The 25,897-nt window shown below is 68.9% G+C and carries 30 protein-coding genes; 18 read left to right on the top strand and 12 right to left on the bottom strand.

Annotated features, from left to right (window positions below):
- Positions 1 to 71: 71 nt before the first annotated feature.
- The 12 genes from BMX97_RS14540 to BMX97_RS14485 form a co-directional block, all read right to left on the bottom strand.
- Positions 72 to 1,073: an asparaginase gene (locus tag BMX97_RS14540; RefSeq protein ID WP_091751259.1), complete on the bottom strand. Its 1,002-nt coding sequence runs from the start codon at positions 1,071 to 1,073 to the stop codon at positions 72 to 74.
- A 9-nt stretch (positions 1,074 to 1,082) separates the two neighbouring features.
- Positions 1,083 to 2,180, bottom strand: coding sequence for an alpha/beta hydrolase (locus BMX97_RS14535; protein ID WP_244538433.1), 1,098 nt, complete (start codon positions 2,178 to 2,180; stop codon positions 1,083 to 1,085).
- A gap of 143 nt (positions 2,181 to 2,323) precedes the next feature.
- Positions 2,324 to 3,496 (bottom strand): tyrosine-type recombinase/integrase, encoded by a 1,173-nt coding sequence (locus tag BMX97_RS14530; RefSeq protein ID WP_244538432.1) that lies wholly within the window; start codon positions 3,494 to 3,496, stop codon positions 2,324 to 2,326.
- A gap of 323 nt (positions 3,497 to 3,819) precedes the next feature.
- Positions 3,820 to 4,533, bottom strand: a complete 714-nt coding sequence (locus BMX97_RS14520) for a hypothetical protein (RefSeq protein WP_091751250.1) — start codon at positions 4,531 to 4,533, stop codon at positions 3,820 to 3,822.
- Positions 4,530 to 5,003 carry a hypothetical protein gene (locus BMX97_RS14515; protein ID WP_091751248.1) on the bottom strand — a complete coding sequence of 158 codons (474 nt, stop codon included), beginning with the start codon at positions 5,001 to 5,003 and terminating at the stop codon, positions 4,530 to 4,532. The genes BMX97_RS14520 and BMX97_RS14515 overlap by 4 nt, the downstream gene beginning before the upstream one ends.
- The gene (locus BMX97_RS14510) at positions 5,000 to 5,476 is read right to left on the bottom strand and encodes a hypothetical protein (RefSeq protein WP_091751245.1); all 477 of its coding nucleotides are present in this window, start codon (positions 5,474 to 5,476) and stop codon (positions 5,000 to 5,002) included. Before BMX97_RS14510 ends, BMX97_RS14515 begins: the two co-directional genes overlap by 4 nt.
- Positions 5,473 to 5,853, bottom strand: a complete 381-nt coding sequence (locus BMX97_RS14505; RefSeq protein ID WP_091751241.1) for a hypothetical protein — start codon at positions 5,851 to 5,853, stop codon at positions 5,473 to 5,475. The genes BMX97_RS14510 and BMX97_RS14505 overlap by 4 nt, the downstream gene beginning before the upstream one ends.
- A gap of 3 nt (positions 5,854 to 5,856) precedes the next feature.
- Complete coding sequence (locus BMX97_RS14500) at positions 5,857 to 7,812, bottom strand: hypothetical protein (protein ID WP_143074627.1); 1,956 nt, start codon at positions 7,810 to 7,812, stop codon at positions 5,857 to 5,859.
- Between the two features lie 112 nt (positions 7,813 to 7,924).
- A complete protein-coding gene (locus tag BMX97_RS14495) occupies positions 7,925 to 8,734 on the bottom strand; it encodes a BRO-N domain-containing protein (RefSeq protein ID WP_091751235.1) in 810 nt (269 codons plus the stop codon).
- A gap of 182 nt (positions 8,735 to 8,916) precedes the next feature.
- Positions 8,917 to 9,654 (bottom strand): helix-turn-helix domain-containing protein, encoded by a 738-nt coding sequence (locus BMX97_RS32095; RefSeq protein WP_177202228.1) that lies wholly within the window; start codon positions 9,652 to 9,654, stop codon positions 8,917 to 8,919.
- Between the two features lie 503 nt (positions 9,655 to 10,157).
- Positions 10,158 to 10,721 carry a hypothetical protein gene (locus tag BMX97_RS32090; RefSeq protein ID WP_143074625.1) on the bottom strand — a complete coding sequence of 188 codons (564 nt, stop codon included), beginning with the start codon at positions 10,719 to 10,721 and terminating at the stop codon, positions 10,158 to 10,160.
- Positions 10,722 to 10,829: 108 nt separating this feature from the next.
- The gene (locus BMX97_RS14485) at positions 10,830 to 11,096 is read right to left on the bottom strand and encodes a hypothetical protein (RefSeq protein WP_091751231.1); all 267 of its coding nucleotides are present in this window, start codon (positions 11,094 to 11,096) and stop codon (positions 10,830 to 10,832) included.
- A 272-nt stretch (positions 11,097 to 11,368) separates the two neighbouring features.
- On the opposite strand from BMX97_RS14485, the gene BMX97_RS14480 reads away from it, so the two are divergent.
- From BMX97_RS14480 to BMX97_RS14395, 18 genes are all read left to right on the top strand, one after another.
- Positions 11,369 to 11,728: a hypothetical protein gene (locus tag BMX97_RS14480; RefSeq protein WP_143074624.1), complete on the top strand. Its 360-nt coding sequence runs from the start codon at positions 11,369 to 11,371 to the stop codon at positions 11,726 to 11,728.
- Between the two features lie 3 nt (positions 11,729 to 11,731).
- Positions 11,732 to 12,046 carry a DUF837 domain-containing protein gene (locus BMX97_RS14475; protein WP_091751228.1) on the top strand — a complete coding sequence of 105 codons (315 nt, stop codon included), beginning with the start codon at positions 11,732 to 11,734 and terminating at the stop codon, positions 12,044 to 12,046.
- Positions 12,046 to 12,348, top strand: coding sequence for a hypothetical protein (locus BMX97_RS14470; protein WP_091751225.1), 303 nt, complete (start codon positions 12,046 to 12,048; stop codon positions 12,346 to 12,348). Before BMX97_RS14475 ends, BMX97_RS14470 begins: the two co-directional genes overlap by 1 nt.
- 133 nt (positions 12,349 to 12,481) lie before the next feature.
- Positions 12,482 to 12,997 carry a YdaU family protein gene (locus BMX97_RS14465; RefSeq protein WP_244538431.1) on the top strand — a complete coding sequence of 172 codons (516 nt, stop codon included), beginning with the start codon at positions 12,482 to 12,484 and terminating at the stop codon, positions 12,995 to 12,997.
- Positions 12,994 to 14,472, top strand: coding sequence for a DEAD/DEAH box helicase (locus tag BMX97_RS14460; protein ID WP_177202227.1), 1,479 nt, complete (start codon positions 12,994 to 12,996; stop codon positions 14,470 to 14,472). The genes BMX97_RS14465 and BMX97_RS14460 overlap by 4 nt, the downstream gene beginning before the upstream one ends.
- Positions 14,453 to 15,379, top strand: a complete 927-nt coding sequence (locus BMX97_RS14455; RefSeq protein ID WP_091751217.1) for a DUF7146 domain-containing protein — start codon at positions 14,453 to 14,455, stop codon at positions 15,377 to 15,379. Before BMX97_RS14460 ends, BMX97_RS14455 begins: the two co-directional genes overlap by 20 nt.
- 67 nt (positions 15,380 to 15,446) lie before the next feature.
- Positions 15,447 to 16,061, top strand: coding sequence for a transcription termination/antitermination NusG family protein (locus tag BMX97_RS14450; protein WP_125901347.1), 615 nt, complete (start codon positions 15,447 to 15,449; stop codon positions 16,059 to 16,061).
- 827 nt (positions 16,062 to 16,888) lie between these two features.
- Positions 16,889 to 17,524, top strand: coding sequence for a single stranded DNA-binding domain-containing protein (locus tag BMX97_RS14445; RefSeq protein WP_091751211.1), 636 nt, complete (start codon positions 16,889 to 16,891; stop codon positions 17,522 to 17,524).
- A 34-nt stretch (positions 17,525 to 17,558) separates the two neighbouring features.
- Complete coding sequence (locus BMX97_RS14440; RefSeq protein WP_244538430.1) at positions 17,559 to 19,559, top strand: phage terminase large subunit family protein; 2,001 nt, start codon at positions 17,559 to 17,561, stop codon at positions 19,557 to 19,559.
- Between the two features lie 2 nt (positions 19,560 to 19,561).
- On the top strand, positions 19,562 to 19,816 hold the full coding sequence (locus BMX97_RS14435; RefSeq protein ID WP_091751204.1) for a phage head-tail joining protein: 255 nt from the start codon (positions 19,562 to 19,564) through the stop codon (positions 19,814 to 19,816).
- A 62-nt stretch (positions 19,817 to 19,878) separates the two neighbouring features.
- Positions 19,879 to 21,438: a phage portal protein gene (locus BMX97_RS14430; RefSeq protein WP_091751449.1), complete on the top strand. Its 1,560-nt coding sequence runs from the start codon at positions 19,879 to 19,881 to the stop codon at positions 21,436 to 21,438.
- Positions 21,439 to 21,440: 2 nt separating this feature from the next.
- Positions 21,441 to 22,343: a S49 family peptidase gene (locus BMX97_RS14425; protein ID WP_091751202.1), complete on the top strand. Its 903-nt coding sequence runs from the start codon at positions 21,441 to 21,443 to the stop codon at positions 22,341 to 22,343.
- Between the two features lie 126 nt (positions 22,344 to 22,469).
- Positions 22,470 to 23,000, top strand: coding sequence for a hypothetical protein (locus tag BMX97_RS14420; RefSeq protein WP_244538429.1), 531 nt, complete (start codon positions 22,470 to 22,472; stop codon positions 22,998 to 23,000).
- Positions 23,001 to 23,003: 3 nt separating this feature from the next.
- A complete protein-coding gene (locus tag BMX97_RS14415) occupies positions 23,004 to 23,384 on the top strand; it encodes a head decoration protein (RefSeq protein WP_091751196.1) in 381 nt (126 codons plus the stop codon).
- A gap of 6 nt (positions 23,385 to 23,390) precedes the next feature.
- Positions 23,391 to 24,446 carry a major capsid protein gene (locus BMX97_RS14410; RefSeq protein WP_091751193.1) on the top strand — a complete coding sequence of 352 codons (1,056 nt, stop codon included), beginning with the start codon at positions 23,391 to 23,393 and terminating at the stop codon, positions 24,444 to 24,446.
- A 10-nt stretch (positions 24,447 to 24,456) separates the two neighbouring features.
- Positions 24,457 to 24,861: a hypothetical protein gene (locus BMX97_RS14405; protein WP_244538428.1), complete on the top strand. Its 405-nt coding sequence runs from the start codon at positions 24,457 to 24,459 to the stop codon at positions 24,859 to 24,861.
- Positions 24,858 to 25,220: a head-tail joining protein gene (locus tag BMX97_RS14400; protein ID WP_091751190.1), complete on the top strand. Its 363-nt coding sequence runs from the start codon at positions 24,858 to 24,860 to the stop codon at positions 25,218 to 25,220. The genes BMX97_RS14405 and BMX97_RS14400 overlap by 4 nt, the downstream gene beginning before the upstream one ends.
- Positions 25,217 to 25,882: a DUF6441 family protein gene (locus BMX97_RS14395; protein ID WP_091751187.1), complete on the top strand. Its 666-nt coding sequence runs from the start codon at positions 25,217 to 25,219 to the stop codon at positions 25,880 to 25,882. Before BMX97_RS14400 ends, BMX97_RS14395 begins: the two co-directional genes overlap by 4 nt.
- Positions 25,883 to 25,897 lie beyond the last annotated feature (15 nt).

Below are 25,897 nucleotides of genomic sequence, written 5' to 3'. Positions count from 1 at the left end.
CCCCCGTCGGCCTGGCAATCGTCTGCGGCATCAAGGCCTTGTGGAAGCGTGTGGGCGCCCCGCGGGCCGGCTCAGTAGGTCGCGAAGATTTCCGCCAGCGCGGCGGGATCGCGGGTGACCGTGAGCGCGAGGGCGAGGAGGATGCGGGCCTTCTGCGGCGTCAGGTTGTCGGCCGGGACGATGCCGTGGGAGGCCAGCCGCACGGTGGAGGGCACGACGCCGCTGCCGGCCCGGGTCGATTGCACGACGGCGATGCCGGCGGCCGCGGCCTCGGCGAGGGCCTCGGCCTCCGCCGGAGGGGTCATGCCGGGGGCGAGTCCGGCCGAGACGATGCCCCGGGCGCCCGCCGCCGCGAAGGCCCGCACCGCCGTGCCGTCGGCATCCGCGTAGGCGTAGGAGATGTCGACCCGCGGCAGGGCGTCGAGGGTGCGGATGTCGAACGGCGTACCCGGGGCGTGGCGGCGCTCGGACCGGCGGTAGTAGCGCACGTGCTCGCCGTCGACCTGGCCGAGCACCCCGAAATCCGGGCTGCGGAAGGTCTGCATCCGGGTCACCGAGGTCTTGGTCACCTCGCGGGCGGCCTGGATCTCGTCGTTGAGCACCACCAGCACGCCGCGCCCGCGGGATTCCGGGGCGGCCGCGGTGCGCAACGCCGCGACGAGGTTGAGGCCGGCATCGCTCGACAGGGCGCTGATCGGCCGTTGCGAGCCGACCAGCACCACCGGCAGGTCGGCGGTCAGGGTGAGGCTCAGCGCGTAGGCGGTCTCCTCCAGGGTGGCGGTGCCGTGCCCGATGACGATGCCGGCGAGGTCCGGGTGCGCGCCCGCCAGCTCCTCGCAGAGCCGCACCAGGGTGCGCCAGTCGGAGAAGCCGATCCCCGGGCTCGTCACCGCCCGGTAGCGCACCGGCACCACCTCGGCGACCTCCCGGGTCTCCGGCACCCGCGCCAGGATCTCCTCGGCCTCGAGGCGCCGGCCGGTGGCGGTGTAGTCGAGGATGTCGAGGCTGTCGCGGCCCACCGACGATAGGGTGCCGCCGGTGCCGATGAAGGCGACCTTGGGGAGCGTGCTCATGCTGTGGGGCTACCGTGGAGGCTGCGCCGCCCCGGCCGGGGCGGCGGGATCGATCGGGCGGGGTCTGGCAGGATCCGTACCGCCGTCCTCGCCGGGCCCGCAGTCCGGCGCGTCGAACAGGGCCGCGAGGCCGCAGGCCGAGCCGAGCATCCGGCGCCCGTCATGGCCGACGCCCGGCACGACGTGGAGCGGCTGGCGCAGGTCGGGGTGGCGAGCCCGCAGGGCCGCCCAGTAGGCCTCGCCGCGGGCCAGCCGGAACGGCCCCTGCGCCTCGGCCATGCAACTCCGGTCGAGGGCGGGATGCTGCGGGTCGGTGTCCCAGCCGCCGAGCAGGTAGGTCACCGGCCGGGCGACGTAGGCGGCCTCCAGGGCCGCCGGCGCGGCCCCGCCGGCATAGCGCGGCAGGTCCTGCAGGCCGTATTTCCAGCGGTCGTAGCCGGGGCAATCCGCGGTCGGGCCGGGCCGCTCGGGCGTGACGTAGGCGTAGCTGCTGGGATTGGCGACGACGTAGGTCACCCGGACGCCCCGCCCCGCCAGGGCGTCGCCTTCCCGCGACAGCATCGCGTAGCGCTGCGCCACCTGGCCGCCGCCGGAATGGCCGGCGACGACGATCCGCGACAGGTTCGGGAACAGGCGCCGGTCGGCGAGCCGGGCCAGGATCGCGTCGAGAGCGTCGAACGAGCTCAGGGGTGCGGGGCCGAGCGCGTCGTCCCCGCCCTGCCAGCCTTCGAGCGTCCAGCGCAGCACGTCCGGCGGGAGGGCATGCGCGGCCCAGTCGGTCTGGCTCAGGAATTGCGGCACGACGAGGAGCGCCCCGTCCCCGGCCCGGCCGGCCGCCTCCCGGGCGGCGAGCGCGGAGGCGTAGTAGACGTCGGCATCCCGCAGCCGCCCGTGCAGCACGATCACCGCCCGGGTCGTCTCGGGATGGGGTGCGTCGAGATCGGCGGAGGCGAAGAACAGGAGCCGCGCGCCGGGCGCCACGGCCAGGCTCCGGTCGGCCACGACGGCCACCGGCTTCCGATGAGGCCCCCGCTCGTCGGCGGCCTGGGCCCGGCCGGCGAGCAGCGCGAGCAGCAGCGGGAAGGCCGAGCGGAGCAGGGACGGCATCGGGGGCCTCCGCGACGCACGGACCGCGCGGGCGGCCCGGTGGAACTGGTGCCGGTGGAGAGGATCGAACTCCCGACCTTCGGTTTACAAAACCAATGGACGGAAATCGCGGCGGTCATCTATTCCGCAGCCGTAGCAACGTGTTAGGCCCCGGTCAATCCCGGAAACCGATGCACCTGTGCCGTGTTTTGTGCAGGCATGTCCTTCGCTCGAGCCTGCTCCTCGGGGGTCAGGAAGGCCAGGTACAGCTCCGTGACCTTGATGCTCGTGTGCCCCATCTCCTGCTGGAGGGTGTAGATCCCACCGCGGCCCGACCGCAGGTAGTCGACCGCGAAGCGGTGGCGCAGGTCGTGAAACCGGAAGCGCCGGAACGTCGGCTCGAGCTTCTTCCCACGCTTAGCGGCCTCCGCGATCTCGGTAGCCTCGGCCTCGGCGACGCTGCGCGTATATAAAGAGAAGCGCGTGGCGGGGTTGATGAACGGGCCGGGCTCGGGCTCTTCCCGGGCGCGGCCGCCGGGCAGGCCCTTCGCCCCCGGGTGCCAGAAGACGGCTCGGGTCGCCAGGTTGACCGGGATTGACGCGAACAGCGCGGCGGCCTCCTCGGTCAAGCCGACCTCGCGCCGCTTGTTGCCCTTGCCGAGGACGGAGATGGCGCGCCGGTTCAGGTCGACGTGCCGTCGCTCCAGCGTCACGAGCTCGTCCTGCCGGCAGCCGGTAAGGAGCGCGGCCCGGATCAGATGCGCGAAGAGGCCGGGGGCCCGCGCGATCACCCGCTCGATGTCGCGATCATCCGGCAGCACGATCGGGTCGCGGCGCTCCTTCAGCCGCCGGCTGCGCATCGCCTCGAGCGCCGGGTTGCCCTTCCGCCACTTCTCGTCGACAGCGAAGCTAAGCACGCTGGACAGCGCGGTCAGGTCGCGACGGATCGTGGCCGTGGAGACGCCAGCCGCGCGCCGCGCCCGCACGATGGCCGCAACAGTGTCGTCGGACACCTCATCGACGTGGAGTCCGGTCAGATGGTCGTCTATGATGTCGAGGGAGTTGGTATACCGATCGAACGTCCGAGCGCCGACTTGGCTCACCATGTACTGCCCCCAGGCAGTCACGGCATCGGCCCATAGCTTTCGGTCCTCCCCGAAGCTATGGGCCGCCACTATCTTGGCGTGCTCTGCTGCCGCGCGATTTCGCGCAACGCTCGGATCGCCTGTCTTGAGGCTGAAACGGTACTCTTTTCCCCCGACGGTGAAGCGAGCCCATAAGACCTCGCCCCGCCAGTAGCAGCCCTCTGGGGCTTCCTTCTTTCGATGCGCTGGCACGGTTTTACCTCCTGCTCGACGAGCCAGGTCCGAAGCGCCTGGATGTCGAACGTCCACACCCGACCAACTTTGACGGCGCTCGGCAACAGGCCCGCCACCGCGAGCCGCTGAATGGTCCGGGCGGACACGCCGAGGATCTGACAGGCGCCGGGGATCTGCGTCCGCTCCACGTCACCTCTCCCCTTCAGCAGTAGGGGCCGGGACGCCCCCCGCTCGCCACTCGACCAGCGGCATCCCGAGCGGCACACGGCTGCGGCCGCGCGCTATCGGGTGGCCTGGATGGACCTGGGCAAGAATCAGCATGCCGATCGGGCCACGGTTCGTCACTGCGCCCTCGCCGATGATGAGGCGTGTGCAGCGGTTCGCGGAATCATGCAGACAAGCCGCTGATGTGACGCAGCTTTTGCCAATGAGGTGCCCGAAATCAGGCCGGTGGAATCACTCACCCTCAAGGCGGCCGCGAGATGCTGCAGGTACTGCCCGCCCGCGCACATCGGCTCGAATTCCTCGCTCTCCCGGGCGTAGAACTCGGCCAGGGCGAACAGCCCAGCCCGCGTGGTCGGCAGGATAGTGGTCAGCGTCTCGAAGGCCGCCGAACTCGCGTCTGCCGCGGTGTTGGCGGCCCGCACCTGCACGTCGTCGGTCTCGTCGAGGTCTGAGAGTGCCGCAGTATGAGCGCCCTCGGCCTCCTCCGCCTTTTCGATGGCCGGAAGGATCGGGTCCGGCTCCCGCCCGGAGACCGGCCAGCACGAGCAGGCCAGCGCCGTGAGATCGGCGACGCGGACCTGCGCGGCCCGGTAGGTCAGGCCGTAGCTGTCGGCGAACGCGACCTCCTCGGCGAGCCACCAGCGCAGGTGCTCGAGGAGCCTCATCGCACCGGCGGGCGTGGCGCAGGCCATCGTGACCAGGACCTCGCCGGCCTCCCGGTAGGCTTCCTCGGCGAGGATGGCGGCCTCGCCGTCGGGTGCGACCTGGAACGCGTCGTAGGCGGCGCGGTGGGTGGCGATGGCCGCAAGGATGGGATCGGGCTCGGTCATGCCGATCCTCCTGCCACCCTGCCGTCCGCGAACAGGTCGGGCTTCATCTCGGCCGCGCGGGCCCAGACCTCCGTTACGACCTCGTGGCTGAGGAGTTCCTGGGCGGCGAGGATGAAGGCGCGGCGCCGGCCGTCCTTGGCGGAGGAGGCAGCCAGGGTGTCGGCGGCATGCGCCTGGTCCCGCTCGGCTCGCCGAAGGATGCCGATCCGCTCCTGCAGCCGGGGGCGGATCCGGCGCTTGCGCTTGTGGGCGGTGGTGGCGCGTCGGCGCCACTCCGGGTCCGCGCCGCGCAAATCGGCGGCGGACAGCTGGTCCTCGATCCTGGCAATCTCGCCGTCGAGGACCGCCAGCAACTGGCGCCCCTCCTCGGCGGTCGCGATGTCGTCGAGATGGATGGCGCGTCCGTCGATCAGCAGGACATCGATCCCGACGAGGCCGCGGGTGGGAGGAATGCGGGAGATCGCGTTCATGCCCGCACCTCCGCCAGGAAGTCGGCATCGTCCGGCGCAGCCTTGCCGGACTGAGCCCAGACAGGCAGCGACCCGGTGCCGGTCCAGGCAGCCCGGTCGCGGTCATCGTGATCCGGCTCGTCGCCGAAGCCGGTGAAGCCCGGCGGCAGGTTCTCCCCGGTCGCGCCCAGGATCGCGCGGGCCGCGAGGGTCAGGTACAGGCCCGCGTCGCTGCCGGCGGCGCGCCCCTCCGCCGCTATCGCCATCGCCAAGCCGGTGACGCGCAGACCGTCCCGGGTGACCGGGGCCGGTAAAGCGAGGACGCGTAGGACTTCTTCGCGCCGCGCCTCGTTCACCGCCAGGGCGGATTTGTGGGCGGAAGAGGTGGGATTCGAACCCCCTTCGATCGGCCGGGCAGCTACGAACCAGCCATAGGCGGTCAGGAGGCGATGGCGGCAGGCAACGTGCGGGTCGGTGATGTGGGTGGTGATCACGACAGCACCCCCTCGTGCGAGATGGTTAGGCGTCCGGCGCGGAAATCCTCGACCCAAGCCGGGTTCTCGCCGGCCGGGCCGAACAGCGCCGGCAGCGCGGCGGCAACGTCGTCGTAGATCCGGTTCAGCAAGCCCTCGGCCCGCTCGATGGCCGCGCTGCGCTGATCGTCGTCGGTCAGCACGCGGTCCTCCTCGGCGTAGGCGGCACCCGAGAGGAAGTCCTGGAACACGAGGTCGACCAGCGTGGTGCCGAGGGCGTCCCGCGTCTCGCGAGGAAGGCCGGCCCAGGCCGTGGCCGGGTGGAACGGCGGAAGCGCCGCCCCGGTGGGGCCGGCAGCACGAGGCTGCCGGGTCTGGAGGGAGATGGCATTCGCCATGGGTCAGTGCGCCCCCTGCAGGACCGAGACCTCGCCGCGAAGGCAGGAGACCAGCTGGGCGGTGGCGTCCCAGTTTCCCCGGACAAGCGTGCGGCGCATCAGCATTTCGCCGCGGTCGTCGGCATCTGTGCCATGCACCGGCGTGCGCTTCTGCAACTCGTCCGCCACGGCGTCCTTGAGCGCCATGCAGCGGTCGCCTTCGCTGGTCACCATGGACGAGCCGGCCTCGCCGAGCTTCGGCCACCAGGCAGCGCTGTAGAAGTGATCCTCGGCTCGCTCGTACACACCGAACAGGGCGCAGAGCTGCGGGATGGAGTAGCCGGACAGATCGTGGCTGGGCAGCGAGGCGGCAGGAGCCTGCGCGCAGGGAGCGACCTCGGGCGATCCCTCGCCAATGACGTCCTCGGCATCCGGACCCGCCTCGCCGGCCAGCGCCCAGGCCGGGAGGGAGCCCGAACCGGCCGCCGCGGCTGCAGCGTTCGTCCGCGCCTCGTGGTCGGGCTCGTCACCGAAGCCGGTCCAGCCCGGCAGAGGTTCGACACCCGTCGCCGCCATCATGGCGCGGATCGCAGCCGCCATGCGCTTCTCATCGCCGTAGCGCTCGTGGTCGAGGTCGTCCCCGCGCTCCACTCCGATCGCGCCTTCAGCCGCGACGGACAGCGCCAGCGCCAGCGCGCCCAACCCGGCCGGGGTCTTCGGTGCCGGCAGCGCCACGATGCGGCCGGCCAGTCGCCAGCAATGCTCGTGCACGGCGCCGCACGCCTCGTCCTCTCGGCTTCCGCTCAGCGCATCGTTGCGGATGGGCATGGCCGCGCAGTTCCACGCGAAGGCCTGCCGCAGGGCGGGCAGGAGCGCGACGTGGGGATCTTCGGGTGTCTCGGGCTCGGCCGCACGGCCGATGTCACGCATCTCCACCGGCTCCCGGGCGTACTCGCCGAGGCGGAGATTGCGGTAGGCGACCGGCATCGGGTGGTCCCGGCCGAGCGATCGATCGACAACGAGAGCGCTGCTCTGCCGCTCGATCACGGCGAGGGCGTAGGCGGCCCGATCGGCGTCGGAATGCAGCGGGGTGTGCAGCAACGCTCGGAAGGCCTCCTCCTTGGCCTGCCTGCGGGCGGCGGCATCCGGCTCGCCGTAGGTGTCGGCGAAGAGGGCGTGCCCGTAGGCCAGTTCGTGCGCCTTGATCAGCGCGGCCAGGGCTTCTGAGGTCTTCGGGGCGCCGACGGGCATCGCGGCGATGTCCGTCGCCATCGAGTCCGCCAGACGCTCCGTCGGCTTCTGAAAATGCTTGACGCTCTCCAGATCGAGCAAGGACGCCTTGGCCTTCAGCCCGTCCATCGTGTGCGCACGGGTCGCGATCACCCGTTCCAGGATGGTCTCGCGATGGCCTTCGAGCCGGACCCAATCCGGTGAGTCGTAGGCGTCCGCATAGGTGCCGGATTTCAGGATCGCGGTCTGCTCAGCCTCGATCGCGGCGAGTTCCCGAACCCATTGGATCAGGCTGGTATCGACGGCGGTCGAGCCCTCCGGCCGGACTTTGACGGCTTCGGACACCACCGACGCCAGCCCAAGCTGCAGCGCTCCCTCGCGCAAGGCATCGAGCGTTGCCTGCTCGTGCGATGCGTCGCTGAAGCCCGCTTCGTGAAGGAACTCCGGGATGTATGTGGTGAGGGCCCAGAGGCCGCCGGCCGTGGTCGGTCGCGTCGCCAGCAGGGCGCCGAATGCCTCCCGTTCGCGCCGATAGGGCTCTGCCTGCGCGGCCTCCGCGGCAGCGTATTCCGGCGTTCCGCCGAGGGCGTCGTTCCAGGCAGCGCCAAGCGGCTCCCACGCCGCATAGGCGGCTCGATGCGCCTCGATCAGGGCGAGGACGGGATCGGGCTGGCTCAGAGCCAGGGTAGAAACCTGCTCCGGCGAGAATGAAACGTGAACGCCTTCGGGCATACCGGGGACGTGAAGCATGGTAGCCTCCTGATGGGTCTGGCTGTGTGGGAAGAAGCGGGCGTGATGACCCGGGGGTGACCCGTCCGGGCCGGCTCTCAGCCGACGAGGGCGGGAACTGGGAAGAAGAGGGTCAGGCTACGGGCGCGTCGGCCACAGTAGCTTCGCGCAGGGCGGTGACGATATCGGCCGACCACTTGAGCTGGCGCACCGGCGTGCCGTCGGAATGCTTCTTGCCGGTGTCGAGGAAGACGGCGAAGCGCTCGCCCGCTTCGGTCGGAACCCAGTAGGGCCGGTCCTTGGCATCGCGCCGCCCCTCCTGGAAGCCGCGCTCGGCCAGCATGTTGTTGGTCGCGATGGCCGAGAGGCCGCCGAGTTCCTTGCCGAGGTCGGTCGGGGTGAGAAGCGGGGCCTGCTGCGGCGCCAGGAGATGGGTCGCGCCCATCAGCGCCAGCGGATCGATGCCGGTGGTGGTGCGCGTCGCCCGGTTGGCCGCCAACGCCGCCTGGTTGCGGTCGAGGCCGATCAGCTCGCCGATGGAGAAGTAGGAGCGGAAGGCAGTGGCGACCCCGGGCGCATCGGAGGGCTCAGCCGGCGCGTAGGTGCCGGTCCGGCGGAAGCTCGGCAGCACCTCGTGGAAGACCCAGCGCTGGAAGCGGGTGATGGCCTGCCGGATCTCGGCCGGGACGGAGTTCGTCGCCCGGCGCTGGAGGATGGCCCGGTACAGGCCCGCCTCGCTGATGATGGCGACTTCCTGCTCGCCGCCAGGGGTGGGCACCCGGTGCCCACCCTTTTCGTCGTCATCCAGGGTGCGGGTCAGATCCTTGGCGGCGGCGTAGCCGAGGATGCCGGCGGCGTCGGTAGCGACGAACCAACTCTCGCCGTTCCGATCGACCAAGCGCAGCGGCTTGGTCTCGAAGTTGAAGGTTGTGAGCGCTTCCATCTCTCAACCCTCCATCTGGCGGGTGAGCGCGTGGCCGGCGCACAAGTAGGCGGCGGCGATGAGGATGGGGACGAAGGGGTTGTGGTTGGATAGCACGAGCGGCCTCCACGCCAGCGGCGATGGAAGGCATCATGCGGGACGATGCATAAATGCACAAGTCTGAAAATGCATCACTGCATCATTTATATTGGCTTCACCACATAGCCGACGACACCAATCACCTCGGCGTCAGGGTCGCCTGTCAATTCGGCAAGGACGACCTGATCCTGGGCCAGGCGGCCCCTGCCATAGGTGCTAAGTTGCCAACCCTCTTTCAGCTTCTGCACGCGGCGCGCGGTAAGCTCAATGAGCCTGCCGCCGTCACGGCGGCGTTCTAATAGGACTGTTTGGCCAGAAGTGACTTCATGTTTATAAGCGCCGAATCTGATGCATAACAAATAGTCGTCAACGTAGCCATGTTTAAGAATATGATCGTCAAGTATTCTTACTGCAAAGCAATCGTTGCTTTTGTATCCTGTATAAGTTAGGTCCATTATGTTTAATTGAGTTGACCATGCCTTTCCAATTTCCTGCCAAACCCCTAGTCCAGCTCCTCCGATAACAAGGGTCGCTACTAAATCGCTGTCATTGCCGCCCCAAATTTCTGGATCATAGGCATCTTTGTCATGGATAGCCGCTAACGAGCGCGAGGCAAAATCAGAATTATTAAAAAATGGTCCCGGATTTATTCCACTTATCTTGTGTATTTTTTCTATAGTTGACGCAGATAGATTAAATTTATGGTCTGGCTTGTTTAAAGGCCTAGTCAAAGTCGTAGAGCTTACACCGGCCTTTTTTGCGAGTGCGGTTGGACTTATCTGCATTTCATGGAGAACATGCCTTATATACGCAACAGTGGCTGAGTCACTTATTTCTTCCATCTTACAACGCCTAGGGGCCTTCCGCTCGGGTGGATCATACCAAATATGATGCAGGCCTGCATCGTGCATTGCCGCTTGTGCATCGTGCTTTAATGCACTATATGCACATGTATGCAGATCGCTGACCGCACTCGCCGTATAGAATCAGCGCTGAAGGCGGCGGGCGTGCCGCTTGGGGCGCTGTTTGAGCGGGCCAATATAGACAGGTCTACGTGGACAAGGTGGAGGTCGGGGACAACCAGACCTCGCCTGGAAAATTGGGAGTCTGTTGAACGGGCTGCTGGTTTTCTTGCATTGATTCACCCAAAAAGCGCGGATTAGGAACAATGATCCGCTGCCTCCTCTCCTGGCCGGATCGGCGGATCGATGCGTGGTGCGCGGGACGTGATAGTCTGCGCAGCGCGCTGAGAGCGCGCGCCGTGCTCCGCGCCTTCCTCAATATGCAGACCGCGCGCAGGTGCGTGCGCTGCAACTACATCAGCTGGCGTATCCAAGACTTCAGATCACGTGACGCTCGTCGTCTGTATGCTCGGCCATGCAATTGGCTCGCTAGTGACATTAAGTCGCGTGATGGATCTGCTGGACGAGACTTCCTCAAGCTTAATCGATATTCGCACCCTATCTGTGGGATTGCGCAGCCTTTTGATCGACGCAGGTTTCACAAAGAAAAGATGGGTTGCACGATCGACGGCGTATCTTCGATCTTGCTTCAACTCTATATTTGGCTCGATCATATTTTTCCAATAGATAGGCTTGGCGCCTATATATCGACCGTCATGACCAAATACGTTTTCAAATTCGGATACCAGCGCCCTTTTCGGCAGCTGGACCTTTATAGATATAAGGCGAAAGCGGTTCATATTTGGCTCTTCGAGATGTATTCGCAACAAAACCCCTTCTGCCTCTGGGACAACGGTGTCTTCTTGATGGAGAGACCAAATTCTCTCCTTTTGTTTCCGCGAAGTGCGCTTGGCGTCTCGCCTCGTCTGTATGTTGAGCCACAAGCTTACCAGTCCGAGGCCGCCGGTTACGCCCCAACCAACGATATCCTTCAGTTCGATCGGCATGTGACTTCCACCCGTCGTGTCGCAACTTCGGATGGTAGCGGCGCCGGGCGGCACGCGCGAATCGTTCGCCGCCCGGCGCTCGCACTTCTGAACAGCGGCGTGCCTGGGTCAGCCCGTCCCGCCCTTCCACGCCCTCGTCTGCTCGGTGAGCTTCGCCACCACTTCGTGCAGCAGCACCATCGCTGCCCGGATCAGATCGACCGTCGGCACGCTGTGAGCCAGCAGCCAGACCGTGACGTCGAATCCTCTGCCCTCCCGCTCGACCCGGAAGGTGATCACGTAGGTCTCCGGGCCGAAGGGGTCGTCGTCCTCGTACTCGACGCGTGTCAGTTCGATCGTGAAGTCCTGATCGGGGTTGGTCTCGCGTCCGGTCATGGCCGGCTCCTTTCATCGGGGCCGGCGGCCGGAATGGAGCGCGCTTCGCTCCCAGGGCGCGTGCCGGCGTCGGCGCTGGCGCGCCCGTTCCTTGTGTTTGCGTCTCGTCTCGGCGGCCCGCGCCGCACCCGGACCTGCCAGGGTGGTGCGCGGCGTGGCCTCCGTCTCCGTCAACTCATCCTCGGGGCATCTCCTCATCTGGCACCTCCGTCACGACCCGGATCGTGGCGGAGGTGGATTGGGAGATGTCCCAAAAGTCTTGGGAGCAGCGCGTGACCGCGTTCCTGCTTGAGGCGGCCGAGGGCCTGCGCGAGATCGCGCAGCCTTCCGGCAACGACAGCATCAAGGTTCAGATCGGCCGCGCCGCGCGGCGTGCTGGGCTCTCGTACTGGCGGGCGTTCGACCTCTGGTACCGCAAGGCCCGGTGCGTCCACGCCGCGGAGATCGAGGCGATCCGAGCGGCGCGTGCGGCCCGCACCCGGGAGAGATCAGATGAGTACGCCTCGTTGGCAGCAGACTTCGAAGCGCTGGCGGAACGCATGTCCCGCCTCTCTGCGGGATCGGCTGGGGCGGATGCTGCTGCGTTCCGGGCGGTGGCTCGCCGCACTCGGCGTCTGGCTGATGGAGAGTGACCCGTGACCGCTCCTGCCCCCACTCTCGCCCCTGACGCGCCGGATGCCGGGTTCGCCCCGGCCCGGGCCTACCGGGACCGGCTCTTCCGGGCCTGGATCGACGCCAAGCGGTGCGCCGCCGACAGCGAGGACCCGGCCGACCATGCGGCGGTCGGTGCGGCCTACACCGCTTTCATGCGGGCCCACCTCGCCCGCGACGAGCGCGATCACCTGGCGCTCGAGGACGAGGTCTCCCGCCTGACGGCCGAGAACCTGCGGCTGCGGGGCGCGATCCTCACGGCCGCCGCGGCGGTCACGATGCCGGAGGCCGCCGAGTGATGGCCGAGGACATTGCCATCGTCATCCTGGCGAGCGATCGGCCGATTTCGGGTTCCCGGCTCGACCAGCTCATCCGCTGGTACGACGCCCAGGCCCGATCGGAAGACCGGCTCGCCAACGAACTCGCCGGCACCGACCTGACCGAGGCCGCCGAGCGGAACCGGTCCCGGGCCCGCGCCCACCGCGACACGGTCCTGGCCCTCTCGCTGCTGCAGCCGGTGCCCGAGCCGCCCGCCACCGAGTTCCGCGGCCACCTGACCCTCAAGGAGCGGCCCAAGGCGCAGGTCCGCGCACCGCCGTGACCGCCCGCTCCTGAGGGCGCCCACCCGTCCCATCCGCCCGACGCCTGCAACCGACCGCGCCTCGCGGTTCTCGGAACGGTCCCCCCATGCCCGATGCCTTCGCCTCCGAGGCCCTGACATGAGCCGCCCCTGGATGCCGCTCTACGTCGCCGATTACCTCGCCGACACCGGGCACCTGAGCACGCTGGAGCATGGCGCCTACCTGCTGCTCATCATGCACTATTGGCAGAACGGCAAGCTGCCGACCGAGGAAGCAAAGCTCGCCCGGATCTGCCGCTTGTCGTCCCGCGAATGGGCCGGGGTGCGCGATACGCTGGCCGAATTCTTCGGCGACGACTGGCACCATGCCAGGATCGAGCAGGAGCTTTGCTCGGCCAAGGCCGCTTACGAGAGGCGGGCAAAGGCAGGCGCCAAGGGTGGCAATGCCAAAGCAATGCTACGCCAGGGCCAGAGCGACGGCAGTGGTGATGCTGGAGCCCGGCCACAGCAATCACAATCACAACCACATAGATTACCTAGCCGTGATAAGAACCTTCCTGGGGAGGGTAGGCTCTCACCTGGGGCGCTTGCCCCTGCGGAACCCGATCCCACGGCTTGGGACAGCAACGCTCCCTTCGGCCGGACCGCCTCCGGTGGGGGGCGCCCGTGACCCGGCAACTTCGCCCCCATCAGGTCGCGATCATCGACCGCCTCCGGGATTCGCTCCGCAGCGGCCGGCGCCGCCCGATGCTCCAGGCCCCGACGGGCTTCGGCAAGACCGTCGTCGGTGCGGCGTTGGTGAAGGGCTCGCTGGCGAAGGGCCGGCGGATCCTGTTCGTTGTTCCTGCTTTGTCCCTCATCGACCAGACCGTTAGGTCGTTTTTCACCGAGGGGATCCACGACGTGGGGGTGATCCAGGGCAGCCACCCGATGACCGACGCGAGCAAGCCGGTGCAGGTCGCGTCGATCCAGACGCTGCAGCGCCGGGCGATCCCGCCGTTCGACCTCGTCGTGGTCGACGAGGCCCACCGCTGGTTCGAGATGCTGGGCGTGTGGATGGCCGATCCGGCCTGGCAGCGCGTCCCGTTCGTCGGCCTCTCGGCGACGCCGTGGACGAAGGGCCTGGGCAAATTCTACGACGACCTGATCCAGGTCACGACCACCGCCGAGCTGATCGAGGCCGGCTACCTGTCGCCGTTCCGGGTCTACGCCCCGTCGCACCCCGACCTGTCGGAGGTCCGCACGGTCGCCGGCGACTACCACGAGGGCGATCTGGGCGAGGCGATGAACCAGGCCACGCTCGTCGCTGACATCGTCCAGACCTGGCTGCGGCGGGGCGAGAACCGCCCGACGTTCATCTTCGCCGTCGACCGGCCGCACGCCAAGCACCTCCAGGCGCAGTTCCAGGCCGCGGGTGTCGCGACGGGCTACATCGACGCCTACACCGGCAGCGAGGAGCGGGAGGCGCTGTTTCGGCAGTTCACCCGCGGCGAGCTGAAGGCCATCGCGAGCGTCGGATGCCTGACCACCGGCGTGGATCTCGATGTGCGCTGCATCGTGCTGGCCCGCCCGACGAAGTCCGAGATGCTGTTCGTCCAGATCATCGGGCGGGGCCTGCGGACGGCGCCGGGCAAGGCCGACTGCCTGATCCTCGACCATTCCGACACGCACCTGCGGCTCGGGTTCGTGACCGACATCCACCACGACCGGCTCGACGACGGCCGGGAGCGCCAGAAGCGCGACGCGCGGGAGCGTCTCGAGCCCCTGCCGAAAGAGTGCTCGTCCTGCAGCTTCCTCAAGCCGCCGAAGGTCCATGCCTGCCCGGCCTGCGGCTTCAAGCCGGAGAAGCAGAGCGAGATCGGTTGCGAGGACGGCGAGCTCGTCGAGGTGCGGCCGCTGAAGGCGAGGGCCAAGACGTTCGAGAAGGCGAACCTGTTCGGGCAGCTCAAGTTCGTCGGCCGGCGCCGGGGCTACTCCTCCGGCTGGGCAGCGAACCAGTTTCGCGAACTCACCGGCGTCTGGCCCAACCACTACCGGGATGCCCCGGAGGTCGAGCCCACCCCGGAGATCCTGGGCTGGGTGAAATCGCGCGCCATCGCCTTCGCCAGGAAGCGGGAGGTCCACCATGTCCAGGCCGCTGAGTGAGCGCGCGTCGGGGCGGTGGTCCGAGCTTCTGCCGCTCCTCGGGGTGGATCGGAAGTACCTCACCGCCAAGCAAGGCCCCTGCCCGCTCTGCGGCGGTCGGACCCGGTTTCGCTTCGACGACCTCGAAGGCCGTGGGACCTGGATCTGCAATCACTGCGGCCCCGGCGATGGCCCGATGCTGGCGATCCGGGTCCTCGGCATCACGTTCCGGGAGGTGGCCGATCGGGTCGATTCGCTGATGGGAACGGTCCCGGTCCGCCCGGTGCGGGGTAAGCGGTCCGCCAACGACTGCCGCGAGCGCCTGAACCGCCTGTGGCGGTCCTCCAAGCCCGTGCAGGCCGGCGATCCCGTTGCCCGGTATCTCGCCCAACGTGTCGGCCTGAGGACCGTCCCGGCCTGCCTGCGGACGATCGCCCGCCTTCGCTACCAGGACGACACGCCGTCCTGGCACCCGGCCATGCTCGCCATGGTCACCGGCCCGGACGGCGCACCGGCCACGATCCACCGGACCTACCTGACCGAGGGCGGCAGGAAGGCGCCGGTCGCGGACCAGCGCCGGATGATGCCGGGCGCCATCCCGGCCGGTGCTGCGATCCGTCTCTTCGATCCCGGCCCTGTCCTGGGGATCGCCGAGGGCATCGAGACGGCCCTAGCCGCGGCCTCCCTCTTCGGCATCCCATGCTGGGCCGCGATCAACTCCACCATGCTCGCCAAGTGGGAGCCGCCACCGAACGTCGAGGAGGTCGTCGTATTCGGAGATTCGGACGCCGCCTATGCGGGGCAGGCAGCGGCCTACGCCCTCGCCCATCGCATTCAGCGCGAACTGACGGCCGTGCGAGTTGAGATACCGTCCAAGATCGGAATGGATTGGTGTGATATTTTAGAGGAAAATCTGATCGCAGCTTGATCTTTGCCCATCGTTTTGATGCTCAAGCGAGTGGATTGTGCTATGTATGAGTATGGAGTTGCCTGAGATGTCTCGCCGCTCAATTGCTCTTGCCCAGGCCGCCGGTGAAGCGACGGACGCGCCGGTGCTGCCCGCCACGCCGGCCCTGCGCCTCGGTGACCGCTGCCGCTGGCCGCGTGACAGCCGCCGGGAAACAGCCATGGCTCAAGCTGCCGGTGAGCCCAACCCGGTCCGCTGGCATGCCGCCGTGACCAACCCCGGATGTGAGGTCATGGTCCGCGACGCCATGGCCCGCAGGGGCGTCGACACGGTGTTGCCGATGCTCCGGTTCTGGCGGGTGCGGAACCGCAAACGGATCATCGCCGAGCGCCCGCTGATGGCCCGCATCCTGGTGTTTGGGCTCGACCGCTCGACGCAGCACATCGCCGGCATCTACGGCCTGGAGCGCATCGTCAGGGGTGCATCGGACCGCTGGGCGGTACTGGCTCAAGGCGAGGTGGAAGACTTGCGCCTACGCATCCTCAGGGGTGAGTTCGACGCCACACTCAGGCAGACAGATCCGCAGATGGAAGTGCCGCCGCTGATACGGCACCTCGTCAGCATCGGCGCCCTCCCTTACTCGGCGACTTGTACCCACAAGGCAGCGCGGAACTTGGGCTTGAAATTCAAGGACGTAGCGTGATATCGAGAGATCTCAGCACGGCAGTGGCTCCACACCTGCCGTGCGTTAGCTTTGGCGCTACGGCTCAGTCCGGCTCCTGATCCCCCAGGCAATTCAGTCAGCCCTTCAAGGCACCAAGCCAAGTAGCAGTTTACGATCGATATACCATTTGCGCGCAACTCGTTTGCACTCAAGACAACTTGTCGTACTCTGGCGAGGACGGGTGGGGTGCGCGAGATGTTTTTCGTTGCAACAGCGACCATAGGTGGTGGGCTCGCATCGTGCGCTTGGGTGTATCACGCCACAACGTTTTGGTGGTCCATCTTCGCGATAGTGCTAGGCGGCTCCCTTTGTGGACTGGCAGCTTGCTCAGTAAGCTCGTGGATGGGTGATAACCCTCACCGCTGATACTAACGGAGCATCAGGCTGGGCAGCAGAGTGAGCGGGCTCAGCTGAAGCTCCCCGCCAGCCCAACGGCATCGCCATGACCATCGTCGCTTCGCTGCCGAGAGCTTGCCAGTTTTGTCCATGGCACATGGCCTGCTAAGGCTGGTGTGTCGCATTGAGTATCGCCCCCGCGACCTCACGCGATAGGCAGGCCGGGCCGACGCAGTCTGAACAGCTTCCCGTTGTGCCCTGGCCTGCCGCCCGTGTCATACCCTCCTAAGGTGCGGGATCGTCGGCTCATCCCGCTGGCTCGACCACATCACCACCTTCGCACCGATTGTCAGGGCCCCTGGCCCGTCCAGACCTATACGGGTGGTCGGGGCCCCCAAGTTTCCTAGCGCCAGGGTTCCAAAACCCGTGAACGGTAAACGGTGAACGCCCATAGTGAACGCCCTTCGACGATGACCCAGGCTGAGTTCGCCCGGCACCGCGGCGTCTCGAAGGCGATCGTCACGAAGTGGAAGGGCCAGGGCCTCCTGGCGCTGGCCGCGGACGGCCGGGTCAATGTCGAGGCTACCGAATGGAACCTCGACCAGCGGCCGGCGACGAACCGGGGCGGCACGACACACCGGCCGATCCGTGCCATCCCGCGAGCCGAGCCCGATCCGCGCGAGCGCCCGGCGCAGCAACCGAGCAAGGCGAGCCAGGGCGCGCCACCCATACAAGCGCCCCTGCCCGAGCCTGACGACGAACCAGGCGATCCCCCGGAGTTCGACCCGGAGAACCCGAACCTCTCGCTCGCCGCGGCCGCGCAGCGGAAGGAGAACCATCTCGGCCTGCTCCGCCGGCAGGAGTACCTGACCAAGCAGGGCAAGCTGGTCGACCGGGCCGAGGCCGAGGCCGCCTTCTTCGACGAGGCCCGGGCGATGCGGGACGCCTGGATCGCCTGGCCGGCCCGGGTCGGCATCGAGATGGCGGACGTGCTGAAGGTCGATGCCCGGACGCTGACCCAGGTCCTCGCCACCTATGTCCAACAGCACCTCGCCGAGCTTGGCGAGCCCAGCAGCCCCGATCTCGGCTCCCCCAAAGCCAGCTGACGTCGGCAGCCTACGCCGGTCCTGGCGGCGCGGCATGACCCCGCCGCCGAACCTCGACGTGGTGCAGTGGGCCGAGCGCTACCGGAAGCTGAGCAAGGAGAGTTCGAACGGCGGCAAGTTCTTCGTGTCGCGGGTGGAGGTCGCCCGCGGCCCGATGCTCTGGGCGACCGAGCCCGGGGTCAGCAAGATCACGCTGATGGCGTGCACCCAGCTGCTGAAGACGACGCTCATCGAGAACGTCATCGGCCGCTTCGCCCACGTCGATCCCTGCCCGATGCTCGGGGTGTTCCCGAAGGACGACGCGGCCGAGACCTTCTCGAAGGACCGGCTGGCGCCGATGATCCGGGATACGAAGGTCCTGACCGACCTGTTCGGCGAGGCCAAGTCCCGGGACGCCGGCGCGACCCTGTCGCACAAGCAGTTCCCGGGCGGCCACATCACCCTGGTGGGCGCGAACAGCCCGACCAACCTCGCGATGCGGCCGATCCGGCTCCTGGTCTGCGACGAGATCGACAAGTATCCCCTCTCTGCCGGTGGAGAGGGCCCGCCGATCGACTTGGCCGAGGAGCGGCAGGCCGAGTTCAAGGCGAACAGCCTGACCGTGGTGGCCTGCTCGCCGACGATCGCCGGGCGCTCGGCCATCGAGGCGAGCTACGAGGAGAGCGACCAGCGCAAGGCATTCGTCCGCTGTCCCCATTCGGGCTGTGGCGCCTGGCAGTCGCTGGAATGGGAGCGGGTCCGGTTCGAGAAGGACGAGTCCGGCAAGATCGATCCCCAAACGGCACGGTACGAGTGCGAGGCCTGCGAGCGGCCATGGACCGAGGCTCAGCGCCTGGGCGCGCTGAAGCGCATCGAGTGGCGGCAGACCCGGTCGTTCACCTGCTGCGGTGAGCCGCAGACGCCGGAGCGCTGGGCGCCCCTGGCGCACGGGGTGCGGCGGGCGCTCTGCCGGCACTGCGGCGCGCAGGCGGTACCGAACGACCATGCCGGTGGCGTCGCCTCGAAGCTCTACGCGCCGAAGCAGACGATCCGAGAGACGGTGACGAAGTTCGCCCGGGCGCTGCGACGGGGGCCGGAGACGTTGCGGACGTTCTTCAACACGCAGCTCGCCCGCACCTGGAAGGAGGGCGCCGACGCGCCGGATTGGCACGACGTCTACGCCCGGCGCGACACCTACCTGTCGGGCACGGTCTGCCGGGCCGCGCTGATCCTGTTCGCCGGGGTCGACGTGCAGAAGGACCGCCTCGAGGTAGGGATCTGGGGCTTCGGCCGGAACCGGGAACGCTGGCTGGTCGAGCACCGGGTGCTGCCCGGGCCGACGAACCGGCCGGAGGTATGGGCCGACCTGGAGGCCATGTTTGGGGAGACGTGGCAGCACGAGGCCGGCGCCGAGATGGCGGTGCGGGACTGGGGGATCGATTCGAGCGGCTTCACTGCCGAGGTCTACGCCTTTGTCCGCTCGCAGGGCGGGCGCGGCAACGTGCACGCGGTCGACGGCCAGGACAGCTACGCCTCTGCCTTCCTTGGCGTTGGCGCGAAGGACACCACCCCTGCCGGCAAGAAGCTGCGGCGCGGACTGAAGACGATCCGGGTGGGCGCCTCGTTCGCCAAGCAGGAGCTGATGGGCTGCCTCGCTCTGCAGCGCCCGGCCGAGGGCAACCCCTTCCCGGCCGGCTTCGTGCACCTGCCGCGTGACGTGCCCGAGGACCAGGTCAAGCAGCTGACCGCCGAGGAACTGGTCACCCACGTCACGCGCGGCCGCACCCGGCGCGAGTGGGTGCCGATCGGCGGACGGCGCAACGAGGTGCTAGACTGCGCGAACTACGCCCGCGGCCTCGCCGCGATGCGCGGGTGGGACCGGTGGCGGGAACTGCACTGGCGCGACCTCGAGGCGGCGCTGGGCATCGAGCGGGTCCGCCCCACCGCCGAGGATGCGCCGCTGGCGCCCGCCATCGCCGCCGGCACGCTGGCCGCGCGGAACCTGCAACGCCGCGCCGTCCGGCGCAGCCGGGTCAACAACAGGCCCACGAGGTGAGCATGGCCGACACGCCGGAACAGCAACTCGCGAAACTGCGCGCCCAGCGGGTGAAGCTGCGCGTGGCGATGGCGAGCGGCGTGCTCACCGTCGAGGGCGCCGACAACACGGGGCGCGTGACCTACCGCAGCTACGACGAAATGAAGAAGGCGCTGCGCGACCTGGACCGGGACATCGCTGCGCTCGTCGTCGCGACCGGCGGAACGGTCGTGCGGCGCGCCAGCCAGGTCGTGATGACGGGGCGCAGCGGGTGGTAAGCACGAACCCGCCGGTCCGGTTCCGGGTCAAGGGCACCGGCCAGTACGTCGCCCCGGTCGCCATGGATCTCGACGGCGAGCCGGCCGGCACGCTCGAGGCGCCGGCCTACGACGTCGCGGGCGGGCGCGGACGCCGCTCGCGCAGCTGGCGGGTCGGCAGCTACGGCCCGAACACCGCGATCACCTACGCGCTCGACGAGTTGCGCCGGAAGAGCCGCGACCAGACCCGGCGCAACCCCTATGCCGGTGCCGCGGTCGACCGGCTGGTGTCGAACATCGTCGGCACCGGCATCGTGCCGCGCTCCACCGCGGCGCGCTCGACCGAGGGCCTGTCGAAGGCCGAGGCCCGCCGGATCAAGAAGGAGGACGCCGCTTTCCGGGCCGGGCTGCAGGCGCTGTTCCTGGCCTGGACGGACGAGGCCGACAGCATCGGCGCCCACGACTTCTACGGGCTACAGGCCATCGCGGTGCGCGGCATGGTCGAGGGTGGCGAGAGCTTCACCCGCCTGCGCACCCGGCTGCTCTCCGATGGCCTGTCGGTGCCGCTTCAGCTGCAAGTGCTCGAAGGCGACCACTGCCCGCACCTCAAGACCGAGCCCGGCAGCAACATCCGCCAGGGCATCCGCTACAACGCGATCGGGCGGCGCCAGAGCTACTTCCTCTACCGGGAGCACCCGGGCGACGGTGTGATGGCGCCGGCCGGCCTCGAACTCGCCGAGGTGCCGGCGGGCGACGTGGCCCACCTCTACCGGGCGATGCGCCCGGGACAGGATCGGGGCGAACCCTGGCTCGCTCGGGCGCTGCGCACGCTCTACGACCTCGACGGCTACCTAGATGCCGAGCTCGTCCGCAAGAAGAACACGACGCGCCTCGTCGGCTTCATCAAGCGGTCCATGGAAGAGGGGGTAGACAGCCCGGCCGGCTCCGGCCCGCTCGGCACCGACGGCGCGGACGACGATGGTGCCGTCTCGCTGGAGTTCGAGCCCGGCACCCTGCAGGTCTTGGCCGACGGCGAGGAGGTGCAGTTCTCCGACCCGAAGGACGTCGGGCCGAACTTCGACATGTTCGTCCGCGAGGCCAAGCGCCAGATCGCGGCGGCCTGCGGCCTGCTCTACGAAATCCTGAGCGGCGACTACAGCACGCTCGACGACCGCACGCTGCGCGCCGCGCTCAACGATTTCCGCCGCGGCGTCGAGGCGCTGCAGCACCACCAGGTCGTGTTCCAGTTCTGCCGCCCGATCTGGCGCCGGTGGATCGACCTCGCGATCATGTCGGGCGCCCTGAAGCTGCCGCCCGGCATGCCGCGCGCCACGGCCTACGCCGCGAATTGGGTGCCGCAGGCCTGGCCGTACATCCACCCGGTGCAGGACGTCGAGGGCAAGACGAAGGAGATCCAGTCGGGTCTCTCCTCACGCGCCAGGAAGGTCGCCGAGGGCGGCTTCGACGCCGAAACGATCGACGCCGAGAACCAGGCGGACAACGAGCGGGCCGACGAGATGGGGCTCGCCTACACCAGCGACGGGCGCAACGCGGTCAAGCCGGCCTCGTCGGCCGACGCCGCACCGGGCGGCAGCGAGCCGCCGCCGAAGCCCTCCCCCGCGCCGACCCAGCCGGAAGAGTGACCATGACCAGCGCGCTCCACGCCCTGACGGCCGAGCCGTGGGCGATCCGCCCCGACTACTTGCACTTCATGGCGAGCCTCGCGAGCCTCGACCGGTCCGGCCGCGCCGATCGCCGTGCGGCAGAGGGCGAGGACTGGTTCCGCCTCGACCTGCAGGCCGCCGCCGGCCCGACCGCGCAGCGCCTCGACGGCGCCCGATACGCCATGCTCACCCGCGAGGGCGTGGCGGTGATCCCGATCGTCGGCCCGATCTTCCCGCGCGCCAACATGATGACCGAGATGTCCGGCACCGGCGCCTCGACGGCGATGTTGGCCCGAGACCTGGCGCTTGCCCGCGACAGCGCGGACGTCGGCGCCATCATGCTCCTGGTGGATTCGCCCGGCGGCTCCCCGACCGGGATCAACGCCCTGGCTGATCAGCTCTACGCCCTACGGGGGGTCAAGCGAGTGGTCGCGCACGTCTCGGGCTCGGCGGCCTCGGCAGCCTACTGGATCGCCTCGTCCGCGGGCGAGCTCGTGACCGACAAGACAGGCATGCTCGGGTCGATCGGTGTGGTGGCGGCGCTCTCGAAGCAGGTCGAGCCGGACGCGACCGGCAACCTGTCCATCGAGATCGTGTCCTCGAACGCGCCGAACAAGCGGCCCGACCCCCAGTCCGAGGACGGTGCCGGCCAGGTGCGGGCGCTCCTCGACGGCATCGAGGCGCAGTTCATCGCCGACGTGGCGCGCGGCCGGAAGACCACGCCCGCGCGGGTCCGCACCGACTTCGGCGCCGGTGGCATGAAGGTGGGGGCCGATGCGGTCGCCGCCGGCATGGCCGATCGCGTTCGGACGCAAGACGCCACCCTCAAGGATCTGAGCCGGACCGCCGCCAACGAGCGCGCCGTCCGCGCCACGCGGCGATAGCCGCGCCTCCCATCCCGGCCGAGCCGGGCCAGGGCACATCGCCCGCCCATCCGCCCATCCCAGGAGTACCGAATGCCGCGTGATCTCGCGGGCCTTCGCCATGATCGCGCGAAGGCCTCCTCCCGCATGACCGAGCTTGCCGCCGCCGCCCGCGGCCGCTCGATGACCGACGACGAGCAGCGCGAGTTCGACGCCGCCGCCGGCAAGGTGACGGATCTCGACCGCGACATCGCCGCCGCCGAGGCGGAGGCGGATCGCTCGACGTCGAGCGCCAGCACCCGCGCCGACGCGGCGGAGATCGCCAAGCTCTGCGTGAACGGCGGCGTCGCCTCCATGGCCTCCGCCCTGATCGCCGAGGGCGTGTCGGTCGACGAGGCCCGGGCGCGCATCAACGCCGCCGGCGAGATGAAGGCGGTGGTCGAGCACGCCCGCCGCGTCGATCCGACGATCCTGGCCGACGCCGCCGACAAGCTCCTCGCCGAGGGCAAGACGGTCGAGCAGGCCCGGGCGAGCTTCTTCGAGCGCTTCGTCGCGGCCGAGGAGAAGACCTCGATCCGCTCCCACGTGCCGGCGGCCCAGGGCAACGCCGGCCTCACCGCCTCCGCCAGCAACATGGAGCGTGAGCTCCGCCGCGCCGGCCTGAAGAAGGACGCCTGATCCATGGCCCTCCTCGAGACCGCAATCGTCGCCTCCGACTGGCTGAAGGCGGAGGACGGCTCCTACCGCAGCCGCGACACGGCGATCATCGCCTCCGGCGCCGGCAAGCTCGCCTCCGGCACCGTGCTCGCCAAGGTCGCCGCGACCGGCAAGCACGTGCCGGCCGCCGCCGCCGGTTCCGACGGCTCGCAGACCGCCGTCGCGGTGCTGCTCTTCCCGGTCGACGCGACGAGCGCCGACGCCAAGGCGGTGATCGTGTCCCGGTACGCCATCGCGAGCCACGCCGGCCTCACCTACGGGGCCACCATCAACGATGCCACGAAGCGCGCGGCGGCGAACGCCCAGCTGAACGCGGTCGGCATCATCGTCCGCCAGGGGGCCTGAACCGCGATGCCCGAGATCCTCGACATCTTCAACCAGGACGCCTTCTCGGCGTCGGCCCTCACCGGCAACATCACACTGGTGCCGAATGCCTACGGGCGCATCAACGCGCTCGGGCTGTTTCGGCCCGAGCCGATCGCCACCACCACGGTGACGGTGATCCTCGAGAACGGCGTGCTGAACCTGCTGCCGACCCGGCCGCGCGGCGCCCCGGCGTCGCTCGGTACCCGCGGCCGGCAGAAGCCGAAGGCGTTCCCCGTGCCGCATATCCCGCACGAGGACAGCGTGCTGGCGACCGACGTCCAGAACATGCTGGCCCTCACGCCGAACGGCATCGCCGGCCTGGAGACCGTGCTGGGCTTCCTGAACCGGAAGCTGATCGTGATGCGCAACAAGCACGCGATCACGCTGGAGAAGCTGCGGATGGACGCGCTGAAGGGCGTGATCCGCGACTACGACGGCTCGGTCATCCTCGACCTGTTCGCCGCCTTCGGGGTGACCCAGCAGGTGGTGGACTTCGCCCTGGGCACCTCCTCGACCGACGTGCTCGGCAAGTGCCAGGACGTCACCGGCTACATGGAGGACAACCTCCTCGGCGAGACCATGACCGGCGTGCACGCGCTCGCCTCGCCCGAGTGGTTCCGCAAGTTCACCTCGCACGCCAGCGTGAAGGAGGCGTTCAAGTACTACCAGTCGGGGCCGCAGATCCTGCGCGAGGACGTCCGCAAGGGTTTCACCTTCGGCGGCATCACCTTCGAGGAGTATCGCGGCTCGGCCTCCTACGTGCAGGAGGACGGGACCACCAGCGTGCCCGAGCGGTTCATCCCGGCCGGCGACGTGCGGTTCTTCCCGCTCGGCACCACCGACACCTTCACGAACTACTGGGCGCCGCCCGACTTCTGGTCGGTGGTGAACCAGGCGCCGGCGATCGGCGACGCCGAGGTGTTCGTGGCGCCGCTCGAGCCGAAGAAGTTCGGCAAGGGCATGGACATCCACACCGAGTCCAACCCGCTCCCGCTCGTGAAGCGCCCGGCGCTGCTGGTGCGCGGCACCACCTCGAACTGACCGGCGCGGCGTGCGGCCCATCCGCATGCTCGTCGCCGACGAGGTCGACCATTGGCCGCCCGGGACCCTGGGCGGCCCCATCGTCCTGACGCCTGCACAGCAGGCCTTCATCGAGAGGATGCGCGCCATGCGGTTGCGTGAGAAGGGCAAGACCGACGGCGAGCCCGTCACCATGGGCTGGGACGAGGCGCAGGCGGCGCTCGCCGCCGGCACCCACGAGGTCGCCGAAGGCTCGGACAACGGCGCGGCCGGCGGCGACACCGGGGCAGCCGAGGGCGGGGCCGAGCAGGGCGGCGACAACTTCGACGCGCTCACCCGTCCCGAGCTCGAAGCCATCGCCGCCGAGCGCGGCATCGACGTGTCGAAGGCCAAGGCCAAGGCCGACGTCGTCCAGGCGCTGCGCGCCGCGCGATGAGCGTCCTGTCGATGGCGGTGGACGCCCTCTTCGATGACCCCAACCTCAGCCGTGACGCCGTGTGGCGCGCGGGCGGTGCCGGCGATGGCCTGCCCGTTCGCATCCGCCGGCGCTCGCCGGAGGCGGTCATCGGGGTGGGCGACAACCGCTTCGACCTCGACGCCATGCTGATAGACGTCCGCCTGTCCGAGGTCCCGGCCCCAGCCAAGGGCGACACCTTCGAGGTGGGATCGGACGACGGCGAGCCCGGCGGCCTGTTCGAGGTCATCGGGCTTGCCACGATCGACAGCCACCGCCTGGTGCGCACCTGCGAAGTGGCGGCCCTCGCCGAGGACGATCCGGAGGACGACGAGCCGTGAGGCCCACCGTCCAGGTGCCGGACATCCGCGGTGCCCTCGTCGGCACCGAGGTGCAGATCGCCCGTTCGGTCACGGCCGGCATGCGGCAGGTCACCGACGGGCTGAAGGAAGACCTGCGCGACGAAGTGCGCGAAGCCGGCCTCGGGCCGCGCCTTGCCAACACCTGGCGCGGGCAGACCTTCCCCAAGACCGGCGAGAGCGCGGACGCCGCGGCCTATGTCTCCTCGAATGCCCCGAAGCTGATCGACGCCTTCGACCGTGGCGTGACGATCACCGCGAAGGGCGGAAAGTACCTTGCGATCCCGACGCCCGATGCTGGCGTCCGGCAGCTGTCGAAGCGGCGCACTAAGGGCTCGACCGACAACACCTTGTCCCCCGCTGCGTGGGAGCGGGAGACCGGCACGAAGCTGCGCTTCATTCCGACCCGGAGCGGCGGCGTGCTGGTCGCCGATGCCTTCTACCGCCGGCAGGCCGCGCGCTTCCAGCGCCGCAAGAGCTTCCGCCCGATCCGCGAGGCCGGCCCGTCGAGGGGGCGCACCTTCGTGGTGATCTTCGTCCTCGTGAAGCAGGCGAAGCTCCGTAAGCGGCTCGACATCGACACGACGGCCAGGGCCTGGGCCGAGCGCGTGCCCGCCGCCATCGCCGCCAACTGGCAGGCCTGATCCGAGGACGTCGCC

Origin of the sequence: Methylobacterium sp. ap11, assembly GCF_900110515.1 — a bacterium.
Taxonomy (GTDB): Bacteria; Pseudomonadota; Alphaproteobacteria; order Rhizobiales; family Beijerinckiaceae; genus Methylobacterium; species Methylobacterium ajmalii.
This window is presented reverse-complemented; position numbering and strand designations above follow the sequence as displayed.

Coding starts and splice junctions, on each gene's coding strand:
- BMX97_RS14540 (WP_091751259.1), bottom strand. CDS start 1,073: ATGAGCACGCTCCCCAAGGTCGCCTTCATCGGCACCGGCGGCACCCTA.
- BMX97_RS14535 (WP_244538433.1), bottom strand. CDS start 2,180: ATGCCGTCCCTGCTCCGCTCGGCCTTCCCGCTGCTGCTCGCGCTGCTC.
- BMX97_RS14520 (WP_091751250.1), bottom strand. CDS start 4,533: ATGACCGAGCCCGATCCCATCCTTGCGGCCATCGCCACCCACCGCGCC.
- BMX97_RS14515 (WP_091751248.1), bottom strand. CDS start 5,003: ATGAACGCGATCTCCCGCATTCCTCCCACCCGCGGCCTCGTCGGGATC.
- BMX97_RS14505 (WP_091751241.1), bottom strand. CDS start 5,853: ATGGCGAATGCCATCTCCCTCCAGACCCGGCAGCCTCGTGCTGCCGGC.
- BMX97_RS14500 (WP_143074627.1), bottom strand. CDS start 7,812: ATGCTTCACGTCCCCGGTATGCCCGAAGGCGTTCACGTTTCATTCTCG.
- BMX97_RS14495 (WP_091751235.1), bottom strand. CDS start 8,734: ATGGAAGCGCTCACAACCTTCAACTTCGAGACCAAGCCGCTGCGCTTG.
- BMX97_RS32095 (WP_177202228.1), bottom strand. CDS start 9,654: ATGGAAGAAATAAGTGACTCAGCCACTGTTGCGTATATAAGGCATGTT.
- BMX97_RS32090 (WP_143074625.1), bottom strand. CDS start 10,721: ATGCCGATCGAACTGAAGGATATCGTTGGTTGGGGCGTAACCGGCGGC.
- BMX97_RS14485 (WP_091751231.1), bottom strand. CDS start 11,096: ATGACCGGACGCGAGACCAACCCCGATCAGGACTTCACGATCGAACTG.
- BMX97_RS14470 (WP_091751225.1), top strand. CDS start 12,046: ATGGCCGAGGACATTGCCATCGTCATCCTGGCGAGCGATCGGCCGATT.
- BMX97_RS14465 (WP_244538431.1), top strand. CDS start 12,482: ATGCCGCTCTACGTCGCCGATTACCTCGCCGACACCGGGCACCTGAGC.
- BMX97_RS14455 (WP_091751217.1), top strand. CDS start 14,453: ATGTCCAGGCCGCTGAGTGAGCGCGCGTCGGGGCGGTGGTCCGAGCTT.
- BMX97_RS14450 (WP_125901347.1), top strand. CDS start 15,447: ATGTCTCGCCGCTCAATTGCTCTTGCCCAGGCCGCCGGTGAAGCGACG.
- BMX97_RS14445 (WP_091751211.1), top strand. CDS start 16,889: ATGACCCAGGCTGAGTTCGCCCGGCACCGCGGCGTCTCGAAGGCGATC.
- BMX97_RS14440 (WP_244538430.1), top strand. CDS start 17,559: ATGACCCCGCCGCCGAACCTCGACGTGGTGCAGTGGGCCGAGCGCTAC.
- BMX97_RS14435 (WP_091751204.1), top strand. CDS start 19,562: ATGGCCGACACGCCGGAACAGCAACTCGCGAAACTGCGCGCCCAGCGG.
- BMX97_RS14430 (WP_091751449.1), top strand. CDS start 19,879: ATGGATCTCGACGGCGAGCCGGCCGGCACGCTCGAGGCGCCGGCCTAC.
- BMX97_RS14425 (WP_091751202.1), top strand. CDS start 21,441: ATGACCAGCGCGCTCCACGCCCTGACGGCCGAGCCGTGGGCGATCCGC.
- BMX97_RS14420 (WP_244538429.1), top strand. CDS start 22,470: ATGACCGAGCTTGCCGCCGCCGCCCGCGGCCGCTCGATGACCGACGAC.
- BMX97_RS14415 (WP_091751196.1), top strand. CDS start 23,004: ATGGCCCTCCTCGAGACCGCAATCGTCGCCTCCGACTGGCTGAAGGCG.
- BMX97_RS14410 (WP_091751193.1), top strand. CDS start 23,391: ATGCCCGAGATCCTCGACATCTTCAACCAGGACGCCTTCTCGGCGTCG.
- BMX97_RS14400 (WP_091751190.1), top strand. CDS start 24,858: ATGAGCGTCCTGTCGATGGCGGTGGACGCCCTCTTCGATGACCCCAAC.